The sequence below is a fragment of the Nostoc sp. CCY 9925 genome (assembly GCF_963920935.1).
Taxonomy (GTDB): domain Bacteria; phylum Cyanobacteriota; class Cyanobacteriia; order Cyanobacteriales; family Nostocaceae; genus Nostoc.
The window spans coordinates 1-18498 of the sequence record NZ_CAWUDO010000072.1 but is presented as its reverse complement, the minus strand read 5'-3'; the positions used below and the strand labels follow the sequence as shown (position 1 = coordinate 18498).

Annotated in this window: 11 protein-coding genes and 1 tRNA gene; 2 read left to right on the top strand and 10 right to left on the bottom strand. The window is 43.0% G+C overall.

What is annotated here, in order from left to right; genetic code table 11:
• Positions 1-59 precede the first annotated feature (59 nt).
• Both ACM0OY_RS28085 and ACM0OY_RS28080 read right to left on the bottom strand, forming a co-directional pair.
• Positions 60-692, bottom strand: a complete 633-nt coding sequence (locus ACM0OY_RS28085; protein ID WP_414572070.1) for a pentapeptide repeat-containing protein — start codon at positions 690-692, stop codon at positions 60-62.
• A 478-nt stretch (positions 693-1170) separates the two neighbouring features.
• Positions 1171-1845, bottom strand: coding sequence for a cadmium resistance transporter (locus ACM0OY_RS28080; RefSeq protein ID WP_414572069.1), 675 nt, complete (start codon positions 1843-1845; stop codon positions 1171-1173).
• A gap of 633 nt (positions 1846-2478) precedes the next feature.
• Between ACM0OY_RS28080 and ACM0OY_RS28075 the strand changes: the two genes are divergently transcribed.
• Positions 2479-2919, top strand: coding sequence for a Crp/Fnr family transcriptional regulator (locus ACM0OY_RS28075; protein WP_073641006.1), 441 nt, complete (start codon positions 2479-2481; stop codon positions 2917-2919).
• A 290-nt stretch (positions 2920-3209) separates the two neighbouring features.
• On the opposite strand, the gene ACM0OY_RS28070 is transcribed toward ACM0OY_RS28075, so the two are convergent.
• From ACM0OY_RS28070 to fbp, 6 genes are all read right to left on the bottom strand, one after another.
• Positions 3210-4547 (bottom strand): NAD(P)/FAD-dependent oxidoreductase, encoded by a 1338-nt coding sequence (locus tag ACM0OY_RS28070; RefSeq protein WP_414572068.1) that lies wholly within the window; start codon positions 4545-4547, stop codon positions 3210-3212.
• A gap of 385 nt (positions 4548-4932) precedes the next feature.
• Positions 4933-6324: a cobyrinate a,c-diamide synthase gene (locus ACM0OY_RS28065; RefSeq protein WP_414572067.1), complete on the bottom strand. Its 1392-nt coding sequence runs from the start codon at positions 6322-6324 to the stop codon at positions 4933-4935.
• 80 nt (positions 6325-6404) lie between these two features.
• A complete protein-coding gene (opcA, locus tag ACM0OY_RS28060) occupies positions 6405-7772 on the bottom strand; it encodes a glucose-6-phosphate dehydrogenase assembly protein OpcA (RefSeq protein ID WP_414572066.1) in 1368 nt (455 codons plus the stop codon).
• A 192-nt stretch (positions 7773-7964) separates the two neighbouring features.
• Positions 7965-9494: a glucose-6-phosphate dehydrogenase gene (gene zwf, locus ACM0OY_RS28055; RefSeq protein WP_414572065.1), complete on the bottom strand. Its 1530-nt coding sequence runs from the start codon at positions 9492-9494 to the stop codon at positions 7965-7967.
• A 196-nt stretch (positions 9495-9690) separates the two neighbouring features.
• Positions 9691-10836, bottom strand: a complete 1146-nt coding sequence (gene tal, locus ACM0OY_RS28050; protein ID WP_414572064.1) for a transaldolase — start codon at positions 10834-10836, stop codon at positions 9691-9693.
• Positions 10837-11115: 279 nt separating this feature from the next.
• Positions 11116-12165 (bottom strand): class 1 fructose-bisphosphatase, encoded by a 1050-nt coding sequence (gene fbp / locus ACM0OY_RS28045; RefSeq protein WP_414572063.1) that lies wholly within the window; start codon positions 12163-12165, stop codon positions 11116-11118.
• 279 nt (positions 12166-12444) lie between these two features.
• Between fbp and ACM0OY_RS28040 the strand changes: the two genes are divergently transcribed.
• Positions 12445-12516, top strand: a tRNA-Val gene (locus ACM0OY_RS28040).
• 225 nt (positions 12517-12741) lie between these two features.
• Here ACM0OY_RS28040 and ACM0OY_RS28035 read toward each other — a convergent pair.
• Complete coding sequence (locus ACM0OY_RS28035) at positions 12742-15717, bottom strand: RNaseH domain-containing protein (RefSeq protein WP_414572062.1); 2976 nt, start codon at positions 15715-15717, stop codon at positions 12742-12744.
• A 24-nt stretch (positions 15718-15741) separates the two neighbouring features.
• On the bottom strand, positions 15742-18438 hold the full coding sequence (locus ACM0OY_RS28030; RefSeq protein ID WP_414572061.1) for a hypothetical protein: 2697 nt from the start codon (positions 18436-18438) through the stop codon (positions 15742-15744).
• Between the last annotated feature and the right edge of the window lie 60 nt (positions 18439-18498).

Here is an 18498-nt window from a genome sequence, read left to right as displayed (position 1 = left end):
TTTTGGCGATGGAAGTAGCATCAGCGGGTTTATTTGACGCTGTAGCTACGCACCTTTCGTTACTGAGCTATAAATCCTTCGGGTCTGATGGCGTCTTGTAAATCAACTCCCATCAGGTTTGCTCCTTGGATGTTTGCATTTGTGAGATTTGTCTTTTCTAAGTCTGCGTTCTGTAAGTTTGCCGCTTGTAGGTTTGCTCCCAGCAGGTTAGCCTTTTCTAGGTCTGCATCAAATAGGTTTGCTCCTAGCAAATTTGCACCTGCGATGTTTGCTTTGCCTAAATCTGCACCTTGCAAGTTTGCACCTTGTAAGTTTGTTTGCTGTAAGTTCGCTCTTTCAAAATCTGCTTTTTGTAAGTTCGCACCTTGCAAATTTGCTGCTTGCAGGTTTGCATCCTTGAGAACTGCGCCAGTCAAGTTACACCCGACACATTCTTTAGTTGTTAGTAAACGTCTAACGTTTGCTGCTACAGATTCCACTGGTGCTACAACTGGAGATATTACTGGAGTTGGTTCCAATACTGGTGATACAGATGGAGGTGTTACTGGTGCTGATTCTAAAGCTGGTTCTGATGGTGTTATTGTTTGAGCTTTAGCACTGGGCTGATCGAATAGTGAAAATGTTGCTACAACTACTACAAATAGGGCAGTTACGAGCCATTGGGTTAGTTTTTTGGAATTTAGTTTATTCATTGTTTGCTTCCTGTGATAAGTTGCAGTGTTAGATTTGCTTTTGTAAGAGCGATCAATAATGTGCTTTATGTTCACTGTAGATAAGTTGATTGATAAGAGCAAATATTATTTTGATTTAAAAGCATAAATTCAAGTAATTATAGCCGTAGTCACACAGGTTAGGACATTTTGAAAGCATGGAAGCTAGGAATAGTAATACTTTTACCTCCTGCCTGCTGCCTCCTGCCTTCTGCCTCCTGCTATAAAAAAGCTTTTGGCGGGGGAAGCGGATTAGAGACAAGCAGCCATCAAGAGTTTTGAGCAGTTCATTGCGTAGAGGTCTAAGCTAATCTTCATTCATTTTTCCAGAGTGATTCGCTTGTAGTAAGCGGCTCCAGCCCTGGTTTTATACAACTTAAATGCTCATTAGCTTAGCAGCTTGTCGTCAGACATCGCACCCCAAAGTAGTAAGTTTATCACCGTGGCGATCGCCTTATAGCTAATTGCCAAGCATTGCCAGACTAGGTAAGAGTCGATAGCTTTCACTTTTAATCAAAATAGACAGTCCCAGCCAAATTAAGACAAAGGGGAAGACTTTCCGACCATAGCGAGTTAAAACAGGTGTCATCAGAGGATTACGGGTCAATTTGTAAGACAACAAGCACCATGCCCCAACAGACAAATAACAAGCACACAAAATTACGCCCAAACTTGGAAGATTGCTACTAGCGAACAATGGTACATAAATCCCGATGTTATTTCCACCATTGGCAATGGTAACTGCTGAAACACGGTAGGTTTGCGGGTCGCGGATGATTGCCAATAATGATTTCTTCTGGCGTCCAGATTTGGTAGGAGAGGGCAAGTTAACTGACACATCTTGTACTGTATCTCCGTCATCTCCTCGACTCATGAAATTACTGATACCAATGGTGATGGGAAGTAAACCTAGTAAACCAATCCAGGTACTAGGAATAATCAAACCACCGAAGAAACCAGGGAGGCTAGCAAAGACTAATACAGTGAATCCCACAAATTCACCGATAATAATATGCTTGGCGTGAAAGGTGCGGTTGACTTTTCCAAAGAAAGCTGTCAAATATAAATTGTCGTCAAATGTGGTTGCAAAAGCTACAGAGAACCCAATAATTACTGTACTGATTAGCCAACTCATGGTCATTACTCACAATGATTCAATGCTGTTTGTCCTAAATCCTGACTCTGCATCTCGATGTGATGGCAGTTGAGGATATTTTGTAACTGTTCTTCCTAGCAACCACCAATAGAGGTTCGCCAGTCAGCAGCCAATTGCCCAATTTTTAGAAGCGATGCCTACGGCGGTAAACTACGCGTCCAATCAAATTGGTGATTTTTCTCAGCAAGGTACCTTGGGAGTTCATGCAGTCAATATTATGACTTTTGACCGAATAAGAGCAAATACTCTTGTTTTTTAAAATGATAAATTAAAGTGATTAATAACTTGGCCAAGAAGAATTTAGTCAGCTCTTGGCAAGCCAAAGATTTACCGACTGATAAATTAATAAATATGAATTATTAATTATGAATTGTGAATTAAATTAAAGATGGTTTTCGTTAGATGCTAAAGAGATTTCTACCGATTCACTATGGGATATTCTTGGCAACTAGCGATGGACATCGGTTAATATGACTAATCGCCCTGTGACTTGATACGAAATTCCGGTTGTAAATGCGTTGATAGGGATGTACAGCTAGCTGTACGCCCCTACATTGATTCTTTGATTGCTCTGAATTCTGAATTCTGAATTCTTATTTTTAACTTGTAATTATGCTAACTAGTGTTGACCGTCTATTATTTGTCCGGCGAGTCCCGATTTTTAAGGAATTGCGGGATGATTTTATTGTGCGGCTGACTTCAGTGATGAATGAACTGTCATTTCCAGCTAATTACACGATTTTTAGGCAAGGAGAAGAAGGGCGATCGCTCTACATTGTAGTATCAGGTAGAGTTAAAGTTCATATTGGGAATAAACAGCTGGCAGAGGTAGAACAGGGAAAATACTTTGGTGAGATGGCAGTATTTGATACTCAACCCCGTTCCGCCAGCGCAACCACTTTGGAACCTTGTGAATTTTTAGAACTGACGCAAGAGCAATTATATGATGCGATCGAAGAAACTCCAGATATTGCGGTGAATATCATTCGTGAGTTATCGCGGCTAATTCGCAGATTGAATGACGATATGAATATGACTTCTTTGCCAAGTTAATCATCAAGTCACGTCGCTTAGCTCCGAATTCAAAATTCAAAATTAAAGACACCCACAAGAGGACTTTTCAAACATCCTCTAAAAGACTGCTGAATTCTGAATTCTGATATCAATTCTCTATGAAGATGCACCTAATTATTTTGAGACATAGCGAACTATCTTTAGAAAACCTCTGCGTCGGCAGTCGCTCATGGGGGAAACCCCCTACGTACCCGTCGCTGCCTCACCTTTGCGTTAAAAAAAAGTTAGGATTTGGCGCAGCTTCACAAATAAACGGTATGAATTATCTTTTAACTAGACACAACATGACTGCTATTGCTAACAGTTTTTGCTTCTACAAAAGCTTCTCGACCTGTAATTAATCTAGAGCGACGATTACGAGTGATATAATTCCATGCCCACTGAAATACTACTAATAATTTAGTGTCAAACTCGATTAAAAAGTAGATGTGAACTAATAGCCAAAATACCCAAGCAAGGAAACCTTGGAGTTTGATGAAGCCTAAATCTACAACAGCTAAATTTTGCCCAATCATCGCCAAACTACCTACGTCGTTGTAATGAAATTGTGGCAAAGTATGACCTTTAAGCCGTTTTTGAATAAGTCTAGCTACATACTCTCCTTGTTGTTTGGCTACGGGTGCAACACCAGCTAAGGGTTTACCATTTTGATGGGAGAAGTTGCCTAAATCTCCGACTACAAAAATGTTTTTATAATCCCTAATAGTCAAGTCTGGTTCTACAATCACCCGTCCGGCGTGATCGCACTCTACACCTGTACGTTCTGCTAGGACTTGTCCCATTGGGGAAGCTTTTACACCTGCTGCCCATAATATAGTTTTTGAGGGAATTTCTTGCACTTCACCGCCTTGCTTGAAAGTAACGATGTCATTTTCAATATTTGTCACCCTGGTGTTAGTTTGGATAGCCACACCCAATTTTTGCAAAGATTCTGCTGCTACTTGGGATAACTGTGGCGCAATATGTGGGAGGATGCGATCGCCCCCTTGCAATAGCAAAATTTTTGTTTCTGAGGTGTCGATGCTGCGGAAATCTTCTTTGAGAGTTTTGTGTGCCAACTCGGCGATCGCGCCTGCTAATTCTACACCAGTCGGGCCACCCCCTACAATCACAAAAGTTAACCAAGCCCTACGTGCTTCGGGATCGGTTTCTTTTTCCGCTGCTTCAAATGCGCCAAATATCCGGCGACGCATTTCTATCGCATCTTCAACAGTTTTCAAGCCAGGAGCAAATTTTTGCCAGTTATCTTTACCAAAATAGGAATGATTCGCACCTGTGGCGACAATTAATGTATCGTAATGTATGACATTATCATCCAGAATAACTTTTTGTGCTTTTGGATCGATATCATTTACTTCTCCCAGCAACACTTGTGTATTCTTGCTTTTGCTGAACACAGCTCGCAATGGTGAGGAAATGTCACCAGGTGATAACGTACCTGTGGCAACTTGATATAAAAGCGGCTGAAAAAGGTGAAAGTTACGTTTATCGATCAGAGTAACATTTACATTCGCCTTTGCAAGATGTTTTGCTGTATATAGTCCACCAAAGCCACCACCAATGATTACAACCTTATGTGGTACATTATTCTCAAGTGAAACGGCCATAAGAATTATTTCCTTGTGTTAAGAGTTTTGTAACGATTCTTAACAAAGATGTAACAGCATTACGATAAAGGTTGCCGTTTATTTAGAACATTTGAAAAAATCATAAAAGTAGCCAAAGTTAGCAATGAGTTGCTTATCCTTTTGTGATTTGGTTATTTCTGTTAGTAATACCAATTTGAAAAAACAATGGGATAGATAGATTGGGTAGGGGCAGAAGGCTTTGCGACCCTACAGATTTTTGATGTGTCGCAAAGATTTTTTTAATTGGTATATTTATAGCAGGAGGCAGAAGGCAGGAGGCAGCAGGCAGGAGGTAAAAGTATTACTATTCCTAGCTTCCATGCTTTCAAAATGTCCTAACCTGTGTGACTACGGCTATACTTGCTTAAATCCACGTTTTTGAAGATGCAAATTTCAGACATTCTTTAAGAAAAGATTGCGGAATTTCTAGGCTTTGACCCCAATGCAAATGCACATAAGAAGCGTGAACATTTACAGGCAAACCCCATCCCTCACATCCCATATTTTCCTCGCAATCATAGCGATAAGTTTCAAATAGGGGCTGACTGGGAGTTAAAGTTAAATGAGAACGATGAAACTCATGTCCGTAAACAGTTTGACCTGCTTTCACTAACAGATTATCTTGCAAAGCTACAGCACGACGATAACCCAAGGTTAAACGTCCACCCATCAGTGCAGATGTTGGTAAAACTCCTGCCATCGGCCAAGATTTACCCTCAAAATCGATAATTTGCTCACACAAATACATCAATCCTCCACACTCGGCAATCGTCGGCATTCCTTGAAGAATTGCTGTTTTCACCGCATTACGAGCGCTGATATTTTCTGCTAATTGCTGGGCAAAAACTTCGGGAAAACCGCCCCCAAAATATATTCCCTGCACATCTTTTGGTAGTCCGGCATCTATTAGAGGACTCCAGTAAACCAGTTCTGCACCTAGTTGTTGTAGTAAATCAAGATTGTCTTGGTAGTAGAAATTAAAAGCGCGATCGCGGGCAATAGCAATCCTGACTGGGAATGTAGTTTTAGTTTCCCGCAGAGTGTGAGAGACAGGTAAAGGTTTAGATTTTAACAAAGGTAATAAGCGTTGCCAATCGAAGCAGGTGTCTCCTAAATCGGCGAGGCGATTGATTAAAGCATTCAATTGGGGAAGTTCGGCTGTGGGTACTAAACCCAAATGGCGATCGGGAATTGTAATATTATCTTGACGCCGCAGCACGCCGAGAATCGGTAATTGTAGGGGTTCTAGGGAATCTTTGAGGAGAGAGAGATGGCGATCGCTACCCACTCGATTAAGCACCACACCAGCCATTTTAATTCGAGGATCAAAACATTGGTAGCCGTGGGCGATCGCAGCTACAGAACCAGACAAACGGCTACAATCAATCACCAACACCACAGGTAAATCTAACAGCCGCGCCATGTGTGCCGTACTCGCAAAGTCTGTTGATTTTTGCTTTTTTTGCCCATGGCCAATTCCATCAAATAGCCCCATTACCCCTTCTACTAGGGAATATTCAGTTAGTTGACTATGATGGGCAAAACATTGCTGAACGTAAGCTTCTGATGTCAAGGCTGGATCTAAATTGCGACATGGGCGACCCGTGACGTAAGTATGAAACATCGGATCGATGTAATCTGGGCCGACTTTGAAAGATTGTACAGGGCGATCGCGACGACATAAAGATGCTAAAAGGGTGAGCGTGACTGTTGTCTTGCCCACCCCACTACGTTCTCCAGCAATGATTACAGACATGGAACACTTAGGAGTTAAGAGTCAGAAGTTATGAATTATAACTCCTAACTCTTGTACAGACGTAATTAATCGCGTCTGTTTTAACTCGCAATCTTAAAACTTTTCGCTATCACTCCTAGACTTTCTTCAAAAAGTGACTCGCGGCCCCAGCGTTGCACCTGCTGACTCAGCAATGCTTCGGCCTTTTGTTCCGAGAGTGAACTGACTTGTTGAAACAGACCCGCGGCTTGGGCACCACCGTGTGTTTCCATGCGCATACAACCACCTGTTTCTGAGCAGATGACTGTACCGCAGTCTGCTTTGGGATTTGTGGAACTCAGGCGGATAGCAATCAAGTCGCCAACAATCTCACCCACATCAGCAACTGGAACACCGGCTAACTCGGCTTCTACTTGTCTTTGGTCTTGGGCAAGGAAACGAATACGAGTGATGTCGTAATCTCCACTTTCCTGTTGATAGGAAACTGGCTGCCATTCTAGACGACTTGCTAGCCAACCCAAAAACAGCAATCCTTGTGCGGGGTTACCTTTTTCGTAATCAATTGTTATTCTATCAACCTCTTTGAGAGCAGCCCGACGGTGGGGTGGGTCGTAAGCCTCAGCTGTCAATTCCTGCCATGCTGAGAGGCGACGCCAGTTTAAGTCAGCCAGAGGAACACCAGTTTCCACCAATTCTTCTAGGCGGAGTAAGTCACTTTCTGGCTCGTTAAAGCGGCAAGAATCGACAATCACGTTATTGCAGACTGCTGCCAGCCGTTTGAATAAAGTGTTGTTGGGGTCTGGTGTTGCCTTCCACCAAAGAAATTTTGGCAAGCCACCAATCAACAATGCTGGAATCATCCCCCCTATGCGTTCCAAGGCAGCAGCTGTGCCACTGAGAGTTATATATTCGCAGCAGATCAGTGTACTTGAGGATTGCTTTTGAATGGGGCAATAGGCAGAAACTTGAGCCTTGACGCCTTCATCTTCTCCAGTAATGGGAAACAGGGCAATAATCCGGCAGGGGTTACGGAGAGCGATTTCATCAGCTATCCTGGGGCTTGGCGCATTTAAGTTATAGGAAACAGAACCATTATCCCCGCCAGCCCCATTTCCCTGACGTTTGCTGAATTCTTCTCGCAATATAGCCAGGGTTTCAGGTGTTGCAATTCCTGTTTCCGGCAGCGCATATTTTATTTGTACTTGGCGCAGGGCGGCTTCCATCTGAGGCCCTAAAATTCCATCCAGGGGCCCGTTGTAAAATCCTAAAGTAGCTAAAAGATACTGAGTTTCTTCTGGTTCGTAAACCACTAAAGTAAATGTCGTGGCGCGAGTAGCAGCAGGAAGTCCACCATCTTCGCCTGTAATGCCATAACTTTGCCAGATTTGATTAAGTTCCGCTTCTATTTCTGTGAGTGAAATATCCTTCGGAGCTTGAAGTGAAAAAATAGTAGGAGCTTGGGGAGCCATAATAGTTGTGAGTGGTCAGCTTTGTTTTTTGGATAAGTTAAAAGTTAGTTAGGAGTTAGGAGTTGGAAATTAATAGTTAGGAGTTAGAAGTTGGAAGTTAAAAGCTAACAATTGTTAACTCATAATTCTTAATTCATAACTCATAACTCATAACTTTTAACTTCTAACTCATAACTCTTAACTCCTAAGTTTTTACAATCTGCGCCAGCGACGGCCATCCTGGTTAATTAATAATTCTGCTTGGGCTGGTTCCCAAGTACCGGCTTCGTACTCAGGAATGGAGGTTGGGTCTGTAGGTGCATCCCAAACTGAAAGGGCTGGAGTTACTACTTGCCAAGCTGCTTCTACTTCGTCGGCGCGGGTGAATAATGTTTGGTCGCCCATCATACAATCAAGGAAGAGGCGATCGTAGGCATCGGAAGTTGCTTGGATACCAAAGGAGCCATAACTAAAATCCATGTCCACGGAACGGGTGCGGAATTCTGCCCCGGGCATTTTCACATCAAAGCGGAGGGAAATTCCTTCATTCGGTTGAATCCGCATTGCCAAAATATTGGCGTTTCTCTGTTGCGCGGCGGATTGAAACATCCGAGAAGGAACGTCGCGGAAGTGGATGGAAATCTCACTGACTTTTTTTGGCATCCGCTTACCAGTACGCAGGTAGAAGGGAACACCCTGCCAGCGCCAGTTATCAACTAAAAACTTCATGGCTACGTAGGTGGGTGTCGTGGATTTGGCATCGACACCTGGTTCTTCCCTATACCCTGGTACTGGTTGACCTTTCATCCAGCCGGCACTATATTGACCGCGCACTGCGGAACGTGAAAGATTGTGGACATCAGCTAAACGTGTAGCTTGGAGTGCCTTAACTTTTTCAGTACGGATGCTGTCGGCATCCATTGAGTTGGGTGCCTCCATCGCTGTTAGGCAGTAAAGTTGCATTAAATGGTTTTGCAACATATCCCGTAGTGCGCCGGCGCTTTCATAATAGCCAGCGCGGTCTTCCACGCCCACAGTTTCTGCTACAGTAATTTGCACGTGGTCAACAAATTGACGATTCCACAATGGTTCAAAAATCGCATTGGCAAAGCGAAATACCAGCAAATTCTGGACTGTTTCTTTACCCAAGTAGTGGTCGATACGATAAACTTGGTTTTCTTTGCAAAATTTCTGTACCACTTGGTTGAGACTTTGGGCTGAAGCCAAGTCACGACCAAAGGGTTTTTCAATTACCAGACGATGTTTGTAGGCATCTTCTAGCATTCCGGCAGTTCCTAGCTGCCTAATTGCTTCGGGAAAGAATGCCGGGGCAACGGAGAGGTAAAACATCCGATTGCCTCGTGTGCCGCGCTTTTCGTCTAATTCAGTTAATAAATTTTTCAGTTTTTGGTAGCTTTCCGGTTTGTCTATATCCCCAGGACAGTAGAACAGACCTTGAGAGAAGTCTTGCCAGAGTTCACCCAAATCAACATCGGGATGTGCCTCTTCCATACCTTTCTGCATCTGTTCGCGGAAGTATTCATGGCTCCACTCCCGACGCGCCACACCGACGATGGTAGTTTCAGGTGGTATGCGCCGTTCTCGCCGCAATTTGTAAAGTGCTGGTACTAGTTTGCGCCAGGTAAGGTCACCGGAAGCGCCAAAGATAACTATAATTTGGGGTTCGGGCATCCCTTGTTGTTGCAGACCAACGCGCAAGGGATTTTCTAGCAGACTGACCATAGGAATTTGGGATTTTAGATTTTGGATTTTGGGTTGAGTATGGGGCATGGGGCATGGGGCATGGGGCATAGGGCATGAGGCATGGGGCATGGGGCATGGGGGAGAATGAAATAATTACCTCTTTCCCCTCTGTTCCCTGCTCCCTACCCCATCATCTCCCTCATCTCCCTACTCCCTACTCCCCATTCCCCAGCCCCTACACTGGTGACAATACCTTGATCTTTTCTTCTAAAGAGTTCATCAAGGACTGGAAGGGTTGGATGAACTTGTCAATACCTTCAGTTAAGAGTTCATCCATTACGGTATCGAGATCGATGTTGATATCGGGATCTTTGAGGTTTTCGATCAGGTTGTAAGCTTCTTGTACGCCTGTTTCTAAGCGATCGCCTACTTTACAATGATCAGCACAAGCTTTGATAGTGCCTGGTGGTAGGGTGTTCACCGTATCTCGCCCAATCAACTCATCGACATACATCACGTCGCTGTAGCTGGGGTTTTTGGTGCTGGTGCTAGCCCACAGTAGCCGCTGTACTTTGGCTCCTTTTGCTGCCAAGGCTTGCCAACGTTCGCTTTTGATGATTTTCTTGTATTCTTGGTAGGCAATCTTGGCGTTGGCGATCGCTACTTTTCCTTGAACAGCCTTCAGCTTCGCTTCCACGGCAATATCATCAACACCTTTTTTCAACTTAGCATCTATTTTGGCGTCAATGTTGTTATCAATCCGACTGAGGAAGAAGCTGGCAACTGAAGCAATTTTGCTGATGTCTTTACCAACGCTAGCCCGTTTTTCTAAACCCCGAATATATGCCCAAGCTGTGTTTATGTAGCTTTCCACAGAAAACAGCAATGTGATGTTAACATTCATGCCTTCGGCGATCGCCTGTTCTACTGCTGGCAAACCAGCCTCAGTACCGGGAATTTTAATCATCAGATTTTCCCGTCCAATTTCTTGGAAATACCGTCTGGCTTCGGCTATTGTTGCTTGGGTATCGTGGGCAATGGTGGGTGGTACTTCGATGCTTACATAACCATCAAGGAAATTTGAGGCTTGATAAACAGGGCGTAAAATATCACACGCACTACGAATATCTGCAAAAATCAGCGATTCGTAAATTTTGTATGTTGGTAAGCCAGCGCGAACTCCGGCTTCTATATCGGCATCGTAAATGACATTGCCAGCGATCGCTTTTTCAAAGATCGCTGGGTTGGAGGTTATTCCACAAATTCCTTGATTTTCAACCAAGTCTTGGAGTTCGCCTGATTGAATAATGTCACGGCTCAAATTATCCATCCAGATACTTTGACCGTATTGCTTAATTTCTAGTAGATGATTGGTTGACATAACCTAGTTTTTCACTCCTGTATGATGTTTCCTAGTGAAGTTGGCATCCATCAATTTTTCAAACAGCTATCAGTTAACATCTGTTAGTTATTAAGTGTTGATTATTGATGGTGACTCTTTGAATTGTGCCGTTGCCAATCACTTATCGCATCGACCAGCTGAGATAATCCTTAATTGATTTTCAAGAACTGCTATTATGCATTCCCAATCCTAAATCACCATGATTAACCTTTAATTAATGAAATCTAAATGCATCCTTGGCCTTTTTCTCATCCTCATCTAATGACCGTTTTGAATAAAAGACTCCACTTTCGCCACATCTTCTTTACTACCAATAATTAAAGGTGTGCGCTGATGCAATTTTTTTGGTACTACATCTAAGATATCAACTAGTCCTGTAGTGGCACGACCGCCTGCTTGTTCAATCAAAAAAGCTAGAGGAGCAGTTTCATAAAGCAAGCGCAATTTACCTTCTGGTTTTTGAATTGTGCCTGGGTAGAGAAATACGCCGCCTTGAACTAAAATTCTATGGATGTCACTCACCATTGCCCCGCTATATCGAGCGGTATAGCCTTCTGTGCGGTGAACGTAGCGGATGTATTCTCGAATTGATTCTTCCCATTGCCAGAAGTTACCCTCATTGACGCTGTAAATAGAACCGTGGTTGGGAATGCGGATATTTTCTTCTGTGAGAATAAATTCGCCTAAGCTGGGGTCGAGGACAAAGGAATGAACGCCCTTACCTATACTATAAACCAGCATTGTGCTAGGCCCATATAAGATGTATCCGGCAGCAATTTGCTTACGTCCGTTGGCCAGGAGGTCAGTTGCTTGGCGATCGCTATCATTGCCTTCTTGTTGGCGAATAGCGAAAATGGAACCTAAGCTGAGATTGTTATCGGTGTTGGATGAGCCATCAATTGGGTCATACAGCAGGGTATAGCGCCCAATGGGGCAATTTTCGGGAATGTAATAAGGATTGTCCATTTCCTCAGAAGCCAAGCGACAAACCAAGCCGCTTTGCTTAAATACTGAGATAAAAACATCGTTGGCATAAACATCCATTTTTTTGACGGATTCACCTTGGACATTCACTTCCCCAGTAAATCCGAGAACGCCTTCCATTAAACCAGCCCGACTCATGCGACGAGCAATTAGTTTGCCAGCCAGGGCAATACGATTCATCAGCGCACTCAAATCTTGTGCATCTGCCGAAAAACTTTGAAGTTGCTGTAGAACGTGACGCGATAGAGTTGTACAATCACGATCTAAAGCTTTGTCTGTAGCGTCGTTGAGAGACAAATCTAAAGATTCTGGCGCTTGAGTCATTTTTGTGTTCTCCGTAACCACTAGCTGTTAGTTGGGTCATATGTCGCAACTTTATGGTCGCTGCTTCTATCTTAGAAAGGTAATTTGAGAAGTTAGATGCGACTTTAGATAAACTAAAGAAATGAAGCTTCCGTGACTCTCGTGGCTAGTGTTGAGGTGTTGGGGGGAGCGATGTCTACGACGGGCTACGCCTACGCAATCTGAATTTGATCAATTATTCTCTGATAACTAAAGCTACAAGTTATATTTTGTCAAACCTATGATATGATGATGAATCTTGGGCGATTAGCACAGGGGTAGCGCACATCCTTCACACGGATGGGGTCACTGGTTCAAATCCAGTATCGCCCATTTAATAAGCAGCAAAAGTTTCACCTAACTCGCTTCGACAACAAGCATTTGTTTTCCAAAACGGTCAATTTATACCTGGGATTTTCAAAACTCTTCCGTCAAAGTTTTACAAGGACTGCGTACCACAGTAGAATTTGGTTGTGTTCTTTAGTTAAATACGCATATCGACGTATTTGCCTATTTAAAGCGATATATCGAATTTCCTGATAGATAATAAACATTGATTCATACTTCTACACCAAGGATGCACAAGTGATCCCGTATTAGTTGTTTGCCTAGATGCATTGGATATGGCGAAAGAATATTACCCATAGACCATGCTGGTGAAAATCGTAGGTAGTGTGGGACTCGGCAAAGCGCTTTTAGGCTTTCTTCTGTTTTTTGAAAATCTGGATGAACGAAAAAGGGTAAGATTTCTAGCATCTGCTGGTGCTTAAATGAAATATTTGCACCGTATTCGTCATCTTGAGAGTCAAGCATGTAAAGTTCGCGTACTGTTGGTGTATCTTGTGCTTTTTGTGTTTTTGGTAATCTTCCAATAGAAAAGTAATGTAGTAACTCAGGTATAGAGGTATCGTAAAAGCCGCTTAAATGAATCAAATCTCGTGCCGGAGAATTCTCATTCCAAGCTTTTCGATTAGTGATATATTGGGTTGTTTCGTCGCCAGTGCGGAAGCGAATTATTCCAAGCAAGTTCCTGAGTTTGTTATGGTCACGAGGATATATACAAGCATGACCTGGAACGTGTTGGAAGTCTAAGACATCTCGGTTTGCAAGGAGATATTCATTTTTTAGTTGGAACCAAGCTTGACCTCCATTTTCTTCACCACGTTCGTTACGCCATACATCGGCTTCAATTAAGACAAGAGTCGGATGATCGCCTACTTGTGTTACTACATCCGCTGCAAATTTTGCTAATTCTATTCCTTTTAACTGAACTGTTTTAAAAGAATTGCGATCGCACCGTACTCTTGAGAAAATCTGTCCCAGTTCAATCCCCGCCTGTGCATAAGGAATCCAATAGTTGCGATCGGGGAATAACACATCAACTGCACCATTTGCCCGCAGACGAACAGCTAAGGCATAGTGAATATTATCTTGTCCTTGAGTGGCTTTTCGGCGACAAAGGGCAATTACATCTAGATTTTGGGCGATTTCTTTGGGTATTCCTGCCCGTTCATAGACTTCTGAGGGCAGTCCATAGAGTGCCCCAACTTGGCGTAGGGTTACATCCAGTACAGCACTTAGAATACGTCCTTCCGTCTTCTTGCTGTAAGATAGCGATGTATCTGTGCTTTCATCTTCTTTAGCAGATGATTTTGGTCTTATAACTGTTTGCACCATTTGGGAACCGATTTTTTCTAACACACAAGCTTCACGAACTACTCTATAGATGCTTTGTTTAGGATGAACTCCCTTCTTTTTTGTTTGTCCAATCTCAACGATCGCAAAACAGTAAGGCTTAGTAGTAGAGTCAATTGAAGCAATAACCTTATGTTTCAAAAAGTTGCGCCATGCATCGAGTTTCATTTGATGCTGCTTGCGAATCTGTTTGTCAAACTCTTGACCATCTTTAGGTGCAAGTCCGGCTGTGTCGAGTGGTTTCAAGAGATTTGGATTATCAATCCACACAGATGATACTTTGATATGCTCTGGAAAATCTTCTCCTTCATTGAGCAGGAAAGCATCACGTAATGTCTGGTAAGTTACATCATAGGTATCTCGTTCGAGCCACAGAATAAAAAGATGTGTGGGTTTTCGTTGCAATGCCCGCTCAATAGCATCAGCAATGATCGTTTGTCTTTCTTGACGACGGTTATTTACACGTTGCTTAATTTCTTTTTCAGTCAGCTTTTCTTTTTGTTGTTTTGTAAAACTTGGAGGTTGAGAAATATATTCGTAATCACGCATCGCCAAGGGTGTTTTTTGGCCAGATGGAGCAGGAATATCAGATTGCATTGGATCATCAGGTATCAAAACACCGTTTAAAAGTTCTAATACTTGAGCAACAATATCACCGCGTTCCTGTAAACTAAATCCTGGTTTAATACTATGTCCTCTTTTATGGTTTTCATGTTCATACTTGTATCCTTCAGCATGAACTAAATAATATTCATCTCTATTCCAGTTAGGATGATTATCTAAATTGCCGTATCTAGAAGGGTTACTACGAATGTTATCGGTTGTTTCAATGGGACGCGCTTTGAATGCAGCTAACAGATTTGGTAATTGAAATTTCCACAGATTACTATCTTCTCTTCCATTGTTCTCAATGGTAAGACGTATCAAAGTCGAATCTACTTCGTAACCAGATAAACGTTCCTCATTCATTCCCATCAGTACAGAGATATCACGACCATAATTCATTTCAATTAATGGCTCATGAGCATATCGTTGGCAACTTAAATGCAAAAAAATCCACGGTTGAAGCTTGCCATTTTGGTTGAATCGCCCTGCTTGAGTCTGAACGCGAAAATCCAAGCGATAGACAAAATAACCTTCCCTTTCGTTGCCATAGTCATCTGTGTACAGTGCCGGAAACGGTTGACTGACTAAGAATAGTCCAGTACGACCTGAGCCATCGCCTTGTACCTTGCGCCACTGGATTTCTTGCTCTCTTTGCCCGGAGCGAATAATACATTTTTTTTCATGCAGCAATGTTGCTAAGAAACTAGGAATAGCTTGGTATCCCAGTCCTTTTTCAGCATTGATGTTTTGAATGAGCGTTTTTGGAGTAATAGGTTGCCAATTCCAATTAGTAGGAATTATGGTCATATTTTCAAGGAAGCGATCGCAAACACTATTCACCTGATCTGCTTTACCCTTACCATCAAATTGCTTTGCCCACTCCTGCGCCCAAATCATCACTAACTCATGTATTTGCTCAGGAGTTGGAACTCGCAACAGATTTTCAAGCGTTCCTACAGCTAAAGCTCGATAATCACCCGTATCAAAGTATTCAAAACCATGTGTCAATGTTGATGCACAGGCAAGCAATCCATTGTTTAACTGTCGATATGGTATCCAGACCTTTTTCTTGCGATTAGGTGAGAGAACTTCTTCTATACTGTTACGAAAGTCCGCAACAATTTCTGCAAATGGAAACTCAAGTACCGCAATTTCCAAATCTGTAAGAGCATTTTCTGCAAGATTCATTCTGGCAGGTAAGAGAATAGGAGGTTGCACGTCTTTTTTAGGCATTATGAATTCCTTTATACAAAAAATTTACCAATACAGGTCTTCAATTCTTTCCAATGCATCGGCTAGAGGCTTGTAAAGCGCATTTCCCACCGTGTTTTCCTCGCTGGCGTAGTCGCAGATTCGTAGAAGCATAGCAACCAGAAGACTTGTCTCTTCTGTATCTAGTTCAGATAATTCTGGATCAGCTATCTTCGCAGCACTCTTGGGGGCCCAAGCTGCATCTACAAAATAACCACGAAAGGGGACACCTCCACGCAAAAGACGACCAACGGCTTGAATAACTAACCCAGCTGTGGTTGCAGCGAGGTCGAACCGTGGAAAAGCAAGTAATTCCTGATTATCGCGCAGGGTTTTATAGTAAGAACGTTGCTCAACCGATCGCCAGTAACGCGCCGCTAGTTGGCGCACCTTTTCTGCACGTTGTACAATTCCGTCTCCTTGTTGCCATGCGAGAAAGTCTGCTTTATCCGCCCAGTCTAAAGCGCGACGGTTCATTTCTTGGGCGATCGCCTGTGTATCATGTGGGTGTGGATATGGACGAGTCAGAAAGTAAATAGCACCAAATGCGGCTTTACCGTTGGCATTCAAAATATTGAAACCACGCCCGATCGCATTCATAGGAGCAACAAGAATCTCTCCCTTAATTTGCCCAAAAGTTTCAATATCTGCACGATTGAGCGCACCCTTATCAGGTGGTTTGACAAATTTCGTTAGCTCATCAAAGTTATCTTCCGTGTATGTCTCTATATTGTCAGGGACTAGGTGATAAACAACGTCCTGCTTACTAGACCAGCAATTGCGAATTTCGTTTGCTGCCCAACGAGCTTGATCGTAGGAGTTGACGAGTAGAAGAAGGCGATCGCGATCCTTCCAGTGGTTACTTAAATCATTTTCTCCAAGGCGCTTTAATTCTCTGAGTTCTTGTCCTAGATGACCTGTACCGTTAGTACCAACGAGCGATCGCGCTATTTCCTGAAACAAGCCCATTTTCTGCCGTTCAGGGCTACCAGAAATGCGGAGGGGTTTTTTCTTTTGATTGAATTGGGGAAGAAATTTGAAATGACTTTGAGCGATCGCCTCTCTCGCCCCCTGTTCTGGCATTAAAACACCTTGCGGATTACCAACATGAAAGCTGGTAGAATTTGGTAAGTAGGATGTTCCAGAAAGTGCCAGCACATTGGGGCCACGTTGACCGTTAAAATCTGTTAATAAACGATGAAAGTTTAAAATGTAGCAGCGTCCAATATTGGTGTAGGCAAACAACGTCAGCGCATTATTGCTCCCATATCTGGATCTTTTATCGTCATCATTTCCTCTGGAGTAATAAGTGCCAAACTGCCGTCCTGTGGGAGGCAATGGCAAAATATTCAACATTGCAGCAGGCATCCGACGATGGGGTGATTCATCGTTGATTGATTGGGGTCGGTTGTGCCATTCATAGAAGACAATTCGAGTGTGCCGATCTAAAAGAGCGATCGTCAGCGCAAATTGGAGGCGGTAAGCCAACGTTTCAACAGTATCTACATCTGGCTCATCCCCGTTCGGTGAACGTCCCTTTTGTTGAGAACTTTGATTGCGATTCTCCAATTCTGTTCGTAGTTGCGCTAAACACTGTTCTGTATTTGGGAAAAATTCGATAATCCAGGCTCTGCAATCTCTGTAGATATTCTCATCTGAAGCACTTTCTCCAGTACTATTGATTTCTTGCATAAGACGCGCCAGACGAAAAACTGGATCTCGGTTTGGGTTAGATGAAGGCTGCATCCGCAAGGGATCATCCTCGTTAAGCAGGTCATCAAAATAACGCACAATTGGCTCAACAAGTTGAGCATTTGCTCTTGAAACTGCCTCAGATGTATCAGAAGGTTCAAATTCTTCCAATCCAGCAAGACGACGCGCAAATTTGAACAGAAGGGAGTTAGGTGTAAAGTAACCTCGTTTGATCCAATTACGGAGAACTTGATGTCCAACCTGTTTATCGAGTAGGGTTAGTGTTGCTGTAATTGCTTTTTGTGCATCACGTTCTGCACCAGTCCATCGTTGTGTTGATGGGGGCATAACACGGTTAGTTTTTGAGAATTGTTCAGTTTTCACGCCAATATCATCAAAAACGCCGCTATTACCACCGTCAGTCAGAACCACCTCCTCAGCATAAGTGTCATCAAACCACTTGATTATTGTTTCTATTTCATCAAAGACCACAAAATCTGATTGTTCGTTGACGAGTTCACCGATTTTGATCGGGCGCAACTCTAAATGACGCGGTAATCCTGCCATTGCCATCGCGCCAGGAGTTGTAATCCAAACACGAGCATTTGGCATATCACGATAAACCTGTTGGGATGGGCATTTATCAAAGAATAGACACAAATAGGATGAACCGAGGTTTTTACGTCGCTTGCTGCGATCGCTTTTAGGCATTTTTTTGAGAGTATGACAGGGTTCAGTTCCCGGTTTGAGTGCTTTGTTACCTAAGAATTGTCTAACAAAATCCTTATTGATCTGACCTTGGAGAGGACAAGCTGTACCTAGCCAACGCTCACCCCAGTGAGGCTGTCCGCGTTGTCGATGTTCTTGATAATCTTTTGAAGCAGAGAAACTTTGAAGGTGTGCATCGCGTTTACTGCGGCCTAAAATTGGCACTGCTACTGGATCATCATTCTCTGGATCGTTACAAAACCACCAGTTAATTTGGTTCGCTAATTTAATCGCTGATTGCACATCACTAACCCCGGATTTCTCACAAACTCAGAAAAAACCGGAGCGTAAAACTGATAAAAT